Raw genomic sequence first — 14465 nt, forward strand, 5'->3', positions numbered from 1 at the left:
GCCCATGGGCCTGCGCATTTGCTTGCAGAGTAATCGTTTCAGTCTTTCTGATCACGCAGGATGTTGCCGGATGCGCCATCGATGCGGAACTCATAGACCACACCATCCGCCTTGCGACCCTCGCCTTTCCAGTAGCCGTCGTTGTCAGCCTCGATCTCATACACTTCGACATAACCGGCCTTGGTCTTCACGATCTCGATCGCCTTCTCGATGGTCACCCAGCCTGCACCTGGACGGTCGGCCATGGCGGCACCGGCACTGAACAGGGCGGCAGTGGCAACAACAGCGGCAAAGGTCTTTTTGATCATTTTTTCACTCCATTTGTGGATGATATTCATCAGACATACGTTTTTTTGGGCGTCAGCCGGAAAAATAAGTTCCACCTTGATGGGCATTTGCCATGACGGATGTTCTCGGCGCCGTGCCCGCAAGGTTAGAATGCAGCAAATCAGGACGAGTCAATGACCCAAGAATCCCTCTCGGAAGCCGAATACGATGCGATCACCGATGCCGCCGCGCACTGGTGCATGCGTCTGCACGCGGTCGACTGCTGCGCCGAAGAGCGTCTGGCTTTCGAGCAATGGCGCGACGCGCATCCGCTGCATGCCTTCGAGTACGAAGCCATGCTGGAAATCTGGGCCGTCGCCGAACATCTGCCGCGCCCGCCGTCGATGGTCGATGCCAACCACGATGCACCGCTGAATGTGCCGTTGCCCACACCGGTTCCGGCCTGGCGTCATTACGCAATGGCCGCCTGTGTCTGTGCCCTGGCGTTGCCATTGGCCGCTTATGGCGGCTGGCAACTGGGCTGGTTGCCCAACAGCTACCAGCACTTCGAAGCCAGCGACAATGTGCGCCAGATCACCCTGAATGATGGCAGCCAGGTCGAACTCAACCTCAACACCGAACTTACCTTCAGCAATTACAAGGACGAGCGCCGGGTCACGCTGAAAAAAGGTGAAGCGTTTTTCGAAGTCAGCCATGATCTCGCCCACCCTTTTGTCGTGCGTGCCGGCGAAGGCAAGATCCGCGTGACCGGCACCCGCTTCAATGTCTGGCTGTATGAAGATCAGGTGCGGGTCAATCTGATCGAAGGTTCGGTACTGGTCACCAGCAACGCGGCACTGCCCGGCGATGGTTTGCGCCTGGGGCCGGCGATGCAGGCGCAATACAAGCATGGCGACTACATGCCACAGATCAGCCAGACCTACCCCAATGACAATGCGCTGGCCTGGCGCAGCGGCAAGCTGGTGCTGGACAATCTTGCGCTGAATGAAGCCCTGCCCCTGATCAATCGCTATCTGAGCAAGCCACTGAAGCTCGCGGACGCCAGCACCGGCGCGATTCGCGTTGGCGGCGTCTACAACATCAAAGAGCTCGGCGGTCTGGTCAACACCCTGCCCAAGGTGCTGCCGGTCTACCTGACCCGCAACACCGAAGGTGATCCGGTGATCAACTCGATACCGCGCCAGCCGCCGAAGACCTGACTTCGGCCACAAAAAAAGCCGCTGCCCCCGTTCAGGGTGCAGCGGCTTTTTCGTTCAGGCACGGATCAATCGTTTACTGCGCGGCCACCTTGGCCGGCTGCTCCGGTAGCTCGCGAACCGCCCGCACCTGATACTGCGGATCAGCGGTGATCTGCTGCTCGGTAAACGGCAACGTGCTCCACTGCTTTTTCGAAAACGACTCGGTCTGATCGCGGGAGTATTTCGACGCCGGATCGCTGGACAGGGAAAACGCCAGCAGTCCTTGGGCGTGCGGGCCCTTGTCGTCGAATGTCACCACTTGCAGATAGCTGGTGCCGCTGACCACCTCGAGTTTGCCGTCTTCGCGCGGCACACTTTGAATCGCATTGTAAATGCCCAAAGTCCCCGGTCCGCCGTGAATCGCGGTTTGCTGCGCGCCGCTGCTGACCACCTGAATATCACCCCAACGTGCGTTCGGCTTGAGGCCCATTTTCTCGACGCTGGCGGCCGAGGCCTGCATAGCTTCACTGATCGCCCTGGTCACCGCCGGTTGCCCGATCGCCAGACCGCGCGGCGTGTGCTGCGGATCTTGCGGATCGAATGGCACGCGCCACACATCCGGCGCTTCAAGCAAGACCTGCATGACGTTCTGGAAATGCACCACACCGATCCCCGAATCCAGATTCGCCCTGCCGTCCCACGCCTTGAGACTGGTGCAGACCGACTTCGGTGCTGCCGCATCAGCAGCGCAGAACTTCAACAGATCCGGCATCACCTGAGTCGCCAGGTACACCTGATCATCCATCACCATCTGTTGCAGATCCTTGACCGCTACCGCCCGTTGCTTGCCCAAAGTGCCAAGACGCTCCAGAGCAAACCGCGCTCGCAGCCCCAACGGCTGACCTTCCTGGCTAATTAGCGGTGAGAACCCGCTCAGCGGCTGCGCCGGGTTCACCAGCCACGCCGAATCATTGGAATGCTGCACGAAATCCTTGCGCAGCAATTGCGGCAACTGGCTGGAGGCGTAAATCCCCGGTTGCGCCGCTTGCGGGTCGATGTCCCAGGCGCAGACGCTGCGCGAACCGTCCAGCACGATCATCTGCAAACCGGCGCGCGGATCGCTGCACTGGGCGAGTTTCTCGGCGCTGACGTTCGGTACCACCGACAGATTCATGTAGAGCGTCTGGCCCTTGTCGTCCACCGCCAGGGTGTTGACCCACGGGATGCCCTGGATCTTGTGCACCGAATCCTGCAGCGCCTGCAGATTCGCTGCCTGATTCATCGCGTACCACTGCGTCAGCACCCGATCGTTACCCAGATTGGCATCGCGCAGGCTATAAGCGAACTGCTGGTCCCAGTCGAGTTTGCCCGGCCACTGCACAATCGGGCCGAACTGCGAGCTATAAATGTCCCGCGTAACCGGCAGCACCTGACCGTCCGCCTGTTTGACCTGCACGGTCACGCTCTGCTTGTGCATCGGCAGCGATTGGCCGTCCAGCACATACCGTGTCGGATCCTTTGGATCGAGCTGCAGACGATACAGGGTGAAGTGCTTCGACGAATCGACCGTGTGGGTCCAGGCCAGGTGCTGGTTGAAGCCGATGTTGATCATCGGCAGCCCCGGCAGCGCCGCGCCCATGACATCGAGTTTGCCAGGAATGGTCAGGTGCATCTGGTAAAAACGCATGCCACCGACCCACGGGAAATGCGGGTTGGCCAGCAACATGCCGCGCCCGTTGAACGAACGCTCGCTGCCGATGGCCACGGCGTTGCTGCCGCGATCAAGGGCGAAGCGTTGCAGTCGAGCATCCGCCAGCCGATACGCCTGCGCATTGCGGCTGACCTGGGCCGACGCCTGCGGCGGTGTCGCCCCGGCCAGTGCCTCGGCGAACTGGCCGACACCGCCCTCGACCAGCAGCCGTCGAGTGAGCTTGACCAGGTCCTCGGCAGCGATATCACGCACCCATTCACCCTGACATTGCTGCGGCAAGCCCTGCTGACGACGTTCGGCCAGATAACGGTTGTAACCCGCGGCGTAGCCTTGCATCAGGTCGCGCACGGCAGTCGGTTGCGCGTCCCAGAATGCCTTCACCGCTTGCGGGGTGTTGAGCCAGTTGAAGAACAGATCGCTGACGCGGTTTTCGCGTTCCTCTACGGTGAACTGGTCCGGCCCGAAAAACCGCGAACGCTGGCCGTTCACCGTGACGATCTCGTTGGCCAGCAGGCACAGATTGTCTTGGGCGTAGGCGTAACCGATACCGAAGCCCAGGCCGCGCTCGTTTTGCGCGCGAATGTGCGGCACGCCGAACCCGGTGCGGCGAATCTCGGCGCTGGCTTGATCGCTGCTGGCCTGAGCGGTTGGACTGAACGCATGGGCCGACAGACCGAAGCCGAAAAACGCACCGGCAATGGCCAGCCGGGTTAACTGTCTGGAAATAATCACACACGCTCCTGATCGATGGGCAAGGATCGACGCGTGCGCCGGATCCGCTCTGAAGTTGACGCCTGCGCCCGGGCGCAAGGTGGCTATTCAGGAAACGAACCCGGCGGAAAAAATTTAGCCTGCAGCGCGGTGGTGAAATCCCGTGCTGACGGGAAAACCACGAATAACCGACAAAATTTCTACATATTTCCTTTCATGATTTGTCGTGCTGAAACGTCTTGTTTTTGAGAGCTGGCAAAACGTTTCCTGATCAGGCTCTGCAAAGGAGTAATCCCATGTACAACTCGCAACTACCAACGGACGGTAGCCAGGCACCCAAAGGAGCGGCCATGAGCCCTAGCGCGAGCAGTTTCGCACCGAGCCCCGAGCGATTGGGCAATGAGCGCATTCGCCTGCTGCTCAAGAGCTTCGGCCTGCGCACCAGCCTGATTCGCCTGAAAGTCATCGACGCCCTGCTCGTCGCCGCACAGAGCGGTCGACGCCTGGGGGTGCGCGGCGTGCACAGCCAATTGCTCGACCTCGACGTGCCGTTGTCGTTTCTCAGTGTGCGAGAAGTGCTAAAGCGGCTGTGCGCCGAAGGTGTAGTCACCTTCAACCCGGACAAAAGTTACAGCCTGCATCCACAGGCTGCTGCCGTGCTCAATAACGATTGAAGCGTCCCGCGATCGCCGTCAGGGTTTGACCTTGCGGCGCATCACTCCGTTGATCACCACCACGACCACCGCCACGCCCATGGCGATGTACTGGAACATTTTCTGGCTGATCATCCCGTTGTTCTGCAGCCAGGACAGGCCGAGCATGATCGCCAGCACCGACAGGGCGATCAGGATCGAGTATTTCAAACGTTGCTTCTGGGTCATTGCGGGTTCCTGAAACATTCAAATGTATCCGGTTTGTATCCGGTCGCATGCCATGCACATACCGTATTGCGGGGATGGGCCGCGGCAAACGCGGTCTCATGTTACAGCCGCTGAAGAGTTTTGGCTTCATGGCGGCGTAACCATGAGGATTTTTCAAATGTTCCGTCGAATCACCTGGCTGATTCCCCTCCTTGCCGTACTGACCCTGAGTGGCTGCATCATTTTCCCTCACGGCGGCTGGCACGACCATCATCGCTACCAGGAAGGCCCCGGTTACTATCATCGATAGCGAATGATTCAGCGATAAACCGTTACAAACTTTGTTTCGGCCATGCCCGCGCCTACAGGAAAGTAGGCGCTTTCTGTAGCTTCTTTTCCCTCGCACAGATAGGACTAATCTCCACTGCTCGAAGGATTCCAAGCTCTGCAACATCAAGCATATTTTTGATAACTGAAGTCACACTCCCACTGTGTAACCCCTCTCCCTGTCGCCCTACCCTTTGCGCTCTTGAAGTCGAACGACACAGGCTCCTCAGCGCATGCAAAGAACACTCATTGATATCAGCCCTGGACAGGCATTCGGTTTCTGTCTGGCAATAACGCTGTTCGAACTTCTGACCTATATGGCCAGCGATCTGATCATGCCAGCCATGCTGGCCGTGACCTGCGGGTTCGACGTGGATGCGCGGCATGTGCCGCACGCATTCAATCTTTACCTGATCGGCGGCGTCTGTCTGCAATGGCTGATTGGGCCACTGTCCGACCGGTATGGCCGGCGACGAGTGCTGTTATCCGGTTGTGCGCTCTTCGGCATCGCCTGCGCCGCTACGTTCTTCACCCGCAGCATCGAGGCGTTCAACCTGTTGCGCCTGGTTCAGGGGATGGGCCTGGGTTTCATCGTGGCGGTCAGCTACCCGGCCCTGCAGGAAGTCTTCCGTGAGGCGGATGCCGTGCGCCTGATGGCATTGCTGGGCAATGTCGCGCTGCTCTCGCCGTTGCTGGGTCCACTGCTCGGCAGCCTGTTACTCGAATGGTTGAGCTGGCGGAGCCTGTTTCTGACCCTGGGCCTGGCGGCGGCCGTTGCCTGGCTGGGGCTCTATGCCTGGATGCCGGAGACCATCGGCGTCGTGCGCAACGACGGTCAGCAACAGGCGCCCGTTGCGTTCAATGCACAGCAGCTCGGGCAACGCTATCGGGCATTGCTCGCTAACCGGTGCTTCTTGCGCGCGAGCCTCGCGCTGGGCTTGATGAGTCTGCCGCTGATCGCCTGGATCGGGCTGTCGCCAGTATTATTGATGCAGTTGTCGGGTTTGTCCTCACGCGAATATGCCCTGTGGCAGATACCGGTGTTCTGCGCCGTGATCGCCGGCAATCTGATCCTGGATCGCTTGCTCGTCAGGCACTCGCTGCCACAGGTCGTTCGAATCGCCCTCTGGCCGTTCTGCCTGGGTTTGGTCGCCCTGATCGGCACGGCGATATCGAGCGCAGCGCTGCCGATCCTGATTGCCAGTCTCGCGCTGTATGCCACCGGGCTCGGCATGAGCAACGCCGCGCTGTATCGACTGGCACTGTTCGCCAGCGATGACAGCAAAGGCCTGGTTTGCGCAGCAATCGGCATGCTCTCGATTGTCGTGATGGGGACAGGAGGAACCCTGATCTCCGTCATCGGCGGTGCCAGCAGCCTGGCTGACTTCGCGCTGTACGCTGCATTCGGCGGTTGGCTGAGCCTGCCGCTGCTACGGCCTTTACTGCGCCCCTGAATTTCTCCCCCTGCGCAATGGATACATAAAAGGAAACCCCGCCATGCATCACTTTCCTTACAGCGACGCGCTCTGTGCGTTGACGGCTGCCTATTGTCCGGACTCCGTGCCGGCAGGTCTGTTCGACCGGGCCATGGTCGAAATCAGCCACTTTCATATCGAACACACCCCAGGCTATGAACACTGGCTGAACGCCAATGGCGTAGACGCCAGAGACCTGGAAAGCTTCGATGACTGGTCATGCCTGCCGCCGATTTTCACCCAATTCTTCAAGCAGCATTTATTGCTCAGCACAACCGGCAAGGACGCTCTGGAACTGACCTCGTCCGGCACCACTGGCGAGAAAAGCCGCATGCGCTATGACGCGCGTAGCCTCGAAGCGGCGCAGTACATGGTCGAGCGGATTTTCGCGCAATACGGCTGGATCACGCCGCACACACCCTGCAACTACCTGCTGCTGAGCTATGAGCCGGAGCAGACCATCACGCTGGGCACGTCCTTTACCGATCAGTTCCTGTGCACCTTCGCCCCGGTCAACAGGGTAGCGTACGCGTTGCGGGCCAATGGCGACGGTCACCAGTTTGATCTGTTCGGCGTCATTGCCGCGCTGCAAGCGTTCGCCGAGGAAGGCTTGCCGGTGCGCATCATCGGCTTCCCGGCCTTTCTCTGGGAAACCCTGCAACGCATGCGCGCCACCGGGGTCGCGGACCTGCAGTTGCCGGGCGGATCCCTGGCATTTTTTGGCGGCGGCTGGAAAAGCCGCGCCGCCGAGGAAGTGCCCAGACAGCAGTTATATGCGCGCATCGAACAGCAACTGGGCATTACCACGTGCGATTGTCGCGATGGTTATGGCGCGGTCGAGCACGCCGTGCCGTACATCGAGTGTGCCCACCATCACTTTCATGTGCCGGTCTACGCCAAGGCCTACGTGCGCAGTCCGCTGGATTGCTCGGTTCTGCCGTATGGACAGCGTGGATTGCTGAGTCTGGTCTCGCCGTACATTTCTTCCAGTCCGGCGCACGCGGTGGTCATGAGTGATCTCGCCACCCTGCACCCCGGCGCCAGTTGTGCCTGTGGATTATCCAGTGACTGGTTCGAACTGCATGGCCGCGCCGGCACCGTTGCCGCCAGAAGCTGTGCCATGGCCGCCGCCGAACTGTTGGGAAAACACTGATATGTACTTGATCAACGGACACCTGCACACCGACGCAACCCTCGACAGTGCGTTACAGCAACTGCTGCCGCAACTGCCACAACATCTGCAGACGCCGCTGCAAACCGGTACGCTGCTGAGCGCCACCGAAGCCTTTGCCGAACGTCTGCAGCAACAGTCGCTGACGCTGGCGCTGGATGCCGGGCAACGTCAGGCACTGATCGATTTCTGCCAGCCCGCCGCGCTGCAGGCCAAACTCGATCGCGAACTCGGCGATCAACCCGACTCACTGCGCCGCATCCGTTATCGCCAGTCACGCTTCGAACGCTGGAGCCCGCTGGGCCTGGTGGTGCACATCACGCCGGCCAACGCGCCGTTGCTGGCGTTCTGTGCCGTCGTCGAAGGCCTGTTGAGCGGTAACGTCAACTGGTTGCGGCCCAGCAGCACAGACGCAGGCTTCACCGCGCAGTTGCTTCAGGGGCTGCTCCAATGTGACCCCAGCGGACAACTCGCCAGCTACGTGGCCGTGCTGCCGGCGACCACCGAGCAGATCGGCCAACTGTGCAGACTGGCCAACGGTGTTTCGGCGTGGGGCGGCGAAAGCGCCTTGCGCGCCATTCGCCAGGTGCTTCCTGCCGGCTGCCGCTGGATCGATTGGGGACACCGCATCAGCTTCGCCTACCTGACCCCGAACGGCGTGACGCCAGCGCGACTCGACGCCATCGTCGACGAAGTCTGCCGCCTCGATCAGCAAGCCTGTTCCAGCCCGCAATGGCTGCTGGTGGACAGTGACGACGACGCCGTGCTGCACGATATCGGCGCGCAACTGGCCGAGGCCTTTGAACGTCGCGCGGGTGAATGGCCGGCGCTCACACCGACACTTGAGGAAGCCTCGCAGATCATCACGTGCACGGCGCTGGCACGGCTGACGCAGAGTTTTACCGGGCAAACCGGAAAGGTGTGGCATGCGCCGGGCTGGCGGGTGATCTGGCGCCACGATCAGCAACTGGAGCCCTCTGCGCTGTTTCGCAGCCTGCTGCTGCAGCCCGTGCCCCGCGCGCAACTCGCCGCGACCTTGCTGCCGTGGCGCAACGTCCTGCAAAGCTGTGCGCTGCTGTGTGCCGAAACGCAGATCGGCGAACTGTCACAGACGCTGATTGCCGCCGGTGTCACCCGCATCGCGCCGATCGATGCGATCCACGACGGCTACGAGGGCGAACCGCATGACGGGGTTTACGCCTTGCAGCGCTTGAGCCGACGGGTGTCGGTGAGCCTGGCGCCAGACGCGCTGGCGAATCACGCCACGCTCGATCGCCAGCCGGCACCGCCGGCGCTGGCGGGTGTGCCGATCATGGACAAGCAGGCGTTCAGCAGCCAGCCCCCATCGCCGGCGGCGCAGCTGTACTTTCGCTCAGGAGGCAGCAGTGGCACGCCAACACTGTCCAGCTTCAGTTACCACGACTTTCAGCGCCAGATGCGCGCAACCGCCGACGGGCTGCTGGCAGCCGGTCTTGAGCCGCTGCGCGACCGGGTGATGAACCTGTTTTTCAGTGGCGGGCTGTATGGCGGCTTCTCCAGTTTCAGCAAAGTCCTGGAACTGCTGGAAGTCAGCCACTGGCCGATGGGCGCGCCAACCGACGACGATTACCGCGAGATCGCGCAACTGATCGTGCAGCAGCAGGTCAGCGTGCTGATCGGTATGCCCAGCACCTTGCACCGGCTGTTTCTCGACGAGCAGCAGACACTGCGCCGCTATGGCGGCATCGACAAAGTGTTTGTCGGTGGCGAACACCTGAGCCAGCCCACTCGCGAGCTGCTGCAGAGCTGCGGCGTGCGGCTGATTCGTTCGGCGATCTACGGCAGCGTCGATGCCGGTCCCCTGGGCCATGCCTGCCACGCCACACCCGACGGCATTTTCCATGTAATGAGCGATATCCAGCATCTGGAGATCGTCGACTTTGCCCAAGACAAACCGGTCAAGGACGGCGAGCCCGGGCGTTTACTGGTGACTTCCCGAGCCCGCCAGGGCCAGATCGTGCGCCGCTATGACATCGGCGACAGCGGCCGCTGGCTCCCCGGCCCGTGTGCCTGCGGACTGACCTCACCGCGCTTCGAGCTGCTTGCGCGCCACGGCAAGTTGTTGCGTATCGGCAGCGACTTCATCTCGCTGGCGACGCTGGCGCAACACCTGCAAGTGCCGTTTCAGCTGATCCTCGATCACTCCCTCGATGGGCTGGAACGTCTGCGCCTGCGCTGTCCTCTGGAGCCGGCCTGTGCCCATCGGCAACTGAAAAACTACCAGACGCTGACCACGCTGGTGCAGACCGGGTTGCTGACGCTGGATGTCGAGCAATGTGCCGTTGAGCAGTTTGTCCGCAACGCGCACAGCGGCAAGACACCGTCTGTGATTGACCAACGCCGCTGACCGCCGCCGACCACCCTTTTCATAAGAAAAAAAACCATGACCACGACCGATGACTTGAACGCCCTTCACGATTTTGCCCGTCGACACTCCGCCTATTACCGTGAACACTTCAATAACGTCGCAACGCATATCAGTGCCTTGACTGAACTGCCTTTGATCGACCCCGAGTCATACTGGCATGGCAGTCAGAGTCTGGATCACTGGCCGGTGTTGACTGCGCCCCTTGACGACGCACAGGTGTTCAAGACCGGCGGCACCACCGGCAACGGCAAACTTTCAGTGTTCACCCGCGCAGAATGGCAGACCCTGGTACGAGATTTCGGCCACCACCTGACGGCGCAACTGAACCCCGGTGATCGCGTCGCCAATCTGTTTTTCGTCGGTGATCTGTACGCCAGCTTCCTGTTCGTTCACGACGCCCTGGCCCATGTTGCAAATTCGATCAGCGAGTTCCCTTTCACCGGCGGCGTCGACCACGCGGTACTGGCCGACTCGATCCTGACTCACCGGATCAACGTACTGGCCGGCGTACCGGCGCATTTTCTGCAGTTCGCTGCCTGGCTTGAGCGCCACGCGCAAACGCTGGACGGCGTCGATACCTTGCTTTACGGCGGAGAAAGCCTGTTCGGCGCGCAACTGCAATTGCTGCAGCGGGTATTTCCGAACGCGCGCATCGCTTCCATGGGCTATGCCAGCGTCGATGCCGGGCTGATCGGCATCAGCACCCGCGATTGCGCCCTCGGTGAACACCGGATGCTGGACACGCACAGCGTGCTGGAGATCATCGATGAGGTGACCGGCGAAGTCATTGAGGAGTGTGATCGCGTTGGGCGCCTGATCCTGACCAACCTGACGCGACGCCTGATGCCGGTCATCCGCTACCCGGTCGGCGACCTCGCCAGTTGGTGCGAACCGCCCGCCACGCCGATGCGCAAGTTCGTGATCGCGGGTCGCAGCATGCACAGCCAGCGCGTACGGGTCGGTGTCTTGAGCCTGGATATCGCGGCGATTGGCGACCTGCTGCAGACCGTCGGCGACAGTGATGACTGGCAACTGGTCATCCAGCAAGAAGGAAAAAAAGACCTGCTGAGCCTCAGATGGGTAGCGGACAGGCAAAACCCTGACATCCCCCGGGCGTCTGCAAGACTGCGCCAGGCGTTGATCGAGCAATATCCGTTGATCGGGCAATTGCACGCCGAGCATCTGATCGACCTGCAGGTCATTGATTGCACAATCGACGAACTGACCCGGCATCCGCGTTCCGGCAAGCGTATGCGCGTTGTCGACCGGCGCGATTATGCCAACGTGCATGAGAAGCGGGCATGAGGGGCGAGGTAACCCTGCGCCGCTACCGCGACGCCGATGGAGCGGCCGTCAGTGGCCTGTTTCAGACCATCTACGGCGAACATTACCCGCAACCGCAGGTATATCTGCCGCACATGATCAGTCAGAACCAGACGAACGGGCACTGGCACTCGCTGGTAGCCATTATCGAGGAGCGCCTCTGCGGGCACGCCAGCCTGTTTCGCCAAGCGGGCCAGGCCTCACTGGCGGAGCTGGCACTGACGGTGGTGCACCCGCAGGTGCGCGGGCAAAACATCGCTACGCGGTTGAGTCAACAATTGCTGGAACATGCGCAGGCCCTTGATTGCCGTGGTGTCACGATCAAGCAGGTGACTCACCACCTGTATACCCAACGCATGGCTGCAGGACTCGGCTTTCACAACTGCGGTCTGCTGCCGGACTATGTGCCTTGTCCGTTCGGCGGGCCGAACCGGGAAACGCTGATCATTGGCCACCGCGGCATCACCGAGCATCGCCGCCCGCTTCCGCGGTTGCCTTGGCCGCAGCCGCATCGTGCGTTGATGGTGCACCTGGAAGCGGTGTTTGGCAGCGTTGAAAAAGCGCCGCCCTGGCGGGAGCCGAAAGTACGCTTCGAACAGGTGACAGGCCGCTACGACATGGTGCTCAAGGCGCTTGATGACAATCTGCTCGAACAGTTGAAACAACTGCCGACACACTGGCTGATTTCACTCAGGCTGCGACTGGCCGAGGGTTTTGACCGCGCAGCGCATGCGCTGGCGGCGATGGGTTTCGCCTTCACCGGGATCACGCCCGATGAGCGCAGCGAGGGCTGGCTGGCGCTGTTCCATCGCGGTTATCAGCCCTCCACGCAGACCTTGCACTGCCCGCACATGCAGCACCTGCAGGAGCAGGCCGTGGCGTTCGCGGAAAATTACCGGGGACGGAAATGAAACGGCCCGCCCAAAAATGGGCGGGCCGCAAAGGTCAGGCTCAAGCTTTGGCCTTGACACCCTCGTCCACAGGTTTTGCCGCGTTGCCTTCACCATAGGTCTTCAGGTTCTGCAGCACGTAGATCGCCTTTTTATATTCAGGGATCAGGTTCTTGCCGTAGGCGTTGCCATTCAGGCCATTGCTCTGGATGGCATCGAGCTGGGTCGCGAAGTACTCCAGCGCGTTGAATTTGGCATCAACGTCCTTGGTCACGCCAAAACGATCGAACTTGTCGCCAGCATTGAGCAGGGTGAACGAAGTGATCTCGGAGATCAGGCCACGGCTGCGCAGGAAAACGCTGAGATTGCCCAGTTGTTTGACCGAGACGTTCGACGGATCAAAGCCCTTGATGTTCTTGCGCAGGCCCTGCTTGTCCATTTCCGCAGTGTTCAGTGCGTTAGGATCGTTGCCGACCATGCTCAGCATCTGCTGCACCTTGACGCTCTGATTCACTTGCTTTTTCGCGCCGGTATTGCGAACCAGCACCCCCGCCTTGCTCTCCCAGCCGCCGACAATGCCGATCGTCATGAGAAGACTCCCTGTGAAAAAACCATGAAAAATCCGTGAAGGACCACGCGAATGCCGGGGAGTATCTACCGGCCAACTAATGGCACCAACCCTTTTGGTGCAGTCGCTTACAATTTCAGTACATTCTCGATACAAATCATGACAGCCCTGCTACTGGGGGTTTAATGGCAAACGGCATGAACGCCGTCGCTGTTTTCAGACGCCGTTACCAGGCGACTGAAGGGTTTGTATCAGCATCGATACCTGCCTTTGGTCAGTCCCGCGATTTACTGCACGAAAGTACCTAAAGCTTCGTCGCGCGCCGACGATACGCTGGTGTAACCCCGCCGCTTTCCCCGACCCCACAATAAAAAAACGCAGCTCAAGGACCGGTATCCATGCCCGCATTCCGCACCATTCAGGCTCGCTACACCCTGTTTCTGGTTCTGTTCATCCTGTTGCTGTCGGTACTGACCGTGGTCGGCATCAGCCAATTGGTCGCGCCCAAGCTGCGTCACACCGAAGAACAGGTGGTGCTCAACCGGATCGCCGAAGTCGCCGAGCAGATTCAGGGCGAACTGAACAAGGTCCAGGCCCAGCAACGCAGCATCACCCAGACCATTCCTCTGCTGGACAGTGCGGCCATCGACACGGTATTGCCGGGACTGGTCGACCAGTACGGCGAGCTGAAAGTGTTTGGCGGCGGGATCTGGCCGTTGCCCGGCCAGCGTGAGGCCGGGCGCAACAAGTTCAGCACCTTCTGGCACCGCGATGCCTCGGGCAAACTGGCGGTAAACACCTTCTGGAACAGCGACGCCGCGCCCAACTACTACGACCAGAGCTGGTACAAGGGCGGCATGCAGACCCCGCGCGGTCAGTGCGCCTGGGCGGCTGCCTATAAAGATGATGCGAGCGCCGAGCCACGCACCAACTGCGCCATGGCGATCCAGAAAAACGGCGCGGCGTGGGGCGTCTCGACCATCGACGTGACCCTGGGCTTTTTCAACGACCTGGTGGCACGCAAGGAAAAAGACCTCAACGCCGAAATGCTGATCGTCGAGGCCGATGGCAAGATCATCAGCAACAGCTCGCGCATCAGCGGCCCGATCGTGCTGAAAAACATCAGTGAACTGGCCGCCGGTTCGACCTTCGCCAGCCAGGTCAAGGCCGGTCTGCAGAATCGCGATCAAGCACAACGCGTCGAGTTTGACAACAACGGCGAAGCCAGCACCTTCTTCATGCGCCCGATCGAGGGCACGCCGTGGTTCCTCGCCAGCGCCCTGCCGACCAAGATGCTCACCGCCCAGCGTGACGACGTGCTCAGCACCCTGAGCATGTTGCAGATTCCACTGGTGATCCTGCTGGTGCTGTTGCAGGTCTACGCGATCCGCCAACTGATTTCGCGGATGAAAGCGCTGAAAGCCAATATCGATCTGCTGTCCAGTGGCGATGCCGACCTGACCCGGCGCATCACCATTCGCGCCGAAGATGAACTCGGCGCCATCGGCCACTCGGTCAACACTTTTATCGCCTACCTGCAAAACATGATCGGCGAA

At 60.6% G+C, this 14465-nt stretch carries 11 protein-coding genes and 1 pseudogene; 8 read left to right on the forward strand and 4 right to left on the reverse strand.

Annotation, left to right across the window (positions count from 1 at the left end):
• Positions 1-38: 38 nt before the first annotated feature.
• Entirely contained in the window at positions 39-308 is a 270-nt protein-coding gene (locus ACXR0M_RS26090; RefSeq protein ID WP_458834496.1) for a PepSY domain-containing protein, read from the reverse strand.
• 153 nt (positions 309-461) lie between these two features.
• On the opposite strand from ACXR0M_RS26090, the gene ACXR0M_RS26095 reads away from it, so the two are divergent.
• On the forward strand, positions 462-1487 hold the full coding sequence (locus tag ACXR0M_RS26095; RefSeq protein ID WP_458834497.1) for a FecR family protein: 1026 nt from the start codon (positions 462-464) through the stop codon (positions 1485-1487).
• A gap of 73 nt (positions 1488-1560) precedes the next feature.
• Here ACXR0M_RS26095 and pvdQ read toward each other — a convergent pair whose 3' ends face one another.
• Complete coding sequence (gene pvdQ / locus ACXR0M_RS26100) at positions 1561-3909, reverse strand: bifunctional acylase PvdQ (protein WP_458834498.1); 2349 nt, start codon at positions 3907-3909, stop codon at positions 1561-1563.
• 275 nt (positions 3910-4184) lie between these two features.
• On the opposite strand from pvdQ, the gene ACXR0M_RS26105 reads away from it, so the two are divergent.
• On the forward strand, positions 4185-4562 hold the full coding sequence (locus ACXR0M_RS26105; RefSeq protein ID WP_458834499.1) for a fe2+ zn2+ uptake regulation protein: 378 nt from the start codon (positions 4185-4187) through the stop codon (positions 4560-4562).
• Positions 4563-4580: 18 nt separating this feature from the next.
• Here the strand turns inward: ACXR0M_RS26105 and ACXR0M_RS26110 are convergent, their stop codons facing one another.
• A complete protein-coding gene (locus ACXR0M_RS26110) occupies positions 4581-4769 on the reverse strand; it encodes a hypothetical protein (RefSeq protein WP_458834500.1) in 189 nt (62 codons plus the stop codon).
• A 539-nt stretch (positions 4770-5308) separates the two neighbouring features.
• Here ACXR0M_RS26110 and ACXR0M_RS26115 point away from each other — a divergent pair.
• Genes ACXR0M_RS26115 through ACXR0M_RS26135 form a run of 5 tightly spaced genes read left to right on the forward strand, consistent with a single transcriptional unit; the run spans position 5309 to position 12362 of the window.
• On the forward strand, positions 5309-6529 hold the full coding sequence (locus ACXR0M_RS26115; protein WP_458834501.1) for an MFS transporter: 1221 nt from the start codon (positions 5309-5311) through the stop codon (positions 6527-6529).
• 43 nt (positions 6530-6572) lie between these two features.
• Entirely contained in the window at positions 6573-7703 is a 1131-nt protein-coding gene (locus ACXR0M_RS26120) for a LuxE/PaaK family acyltransferase (RefSeq protein WP_458834502.1), read from the forward strand.
• Position 7704: 1 nt separating this feature from the next.
• Positions 7705-10107: an acyl-CoA reductase gene (locus ACXR0M_RS26125; protein ID WP_458834503.1), complete on the forward strand. Its 2403-nt coding sequence runs from the start codon at positions 7705-7707 to the stop codon at positions 10105-10107.
• 36 nt (positions 10108-10143) lie between these two features.
• Complete coding sequence (locus tag ACXR0M_RS26130; protein ID WP_458834504.1) at positions 10144-11433, forward strand: phenylacetate--CoA ligase family protein; 1290 nt, start codon at positions 10144-10146, stop codon at positions 11431-11433.
• Positions 11430-12362: a GNAT family N-acetyltransferase gene (locus ACXR0M_RS26135; protein WP_458834505.1), complete on the forward strand. Its 933-nt coding sequence runs from the start codon at positions 11430-11432 to the stop codon at positions 12360-12362. Before ACXR0M_RS26130 ends, ACXR0M_RS26135 begins: the two co-directional genes overlap by 4 nt.
• A 40-nt stretch (positions 12363-12402) precedes the next feature.
• On the opposite strand, the gene ACXR0M_RS26140 is transcribed toward ACXR0M_RS26135, so the two are convergent.
• Positions 12403-12930 carry a hypothetical protein gene (locus ACXR0M_RS26140; RefSeq protein WP_458834506.1) on the reverse strand — a complete coding sequence of 176 codons (528 nt, stop codon included), beginning with the start codon at positions 12928-12930 and terminating at the stop codon, positions 12403-12405.
• A 377-nt stretch (positions 12931-13307) separates the two neighbouring features.
• Between ACXR0M_RS26140 and ACXR0M_RS26145 the strand changes: the two are divergent.
• Positions 13308-14438 (forward strand): annotated as a pseudogene (locus tag ACXR0M_RS26145) (HAMP domain-containing protein); the annotation flags it as partial.
• Between the last annotated feature and the right edge of the window lie 27 nt (positions 14439-14465).

The sequence above is a fragment of the Pseudomonas sp. Eth.TT006 genome (genome assembly GCF_054456575.1).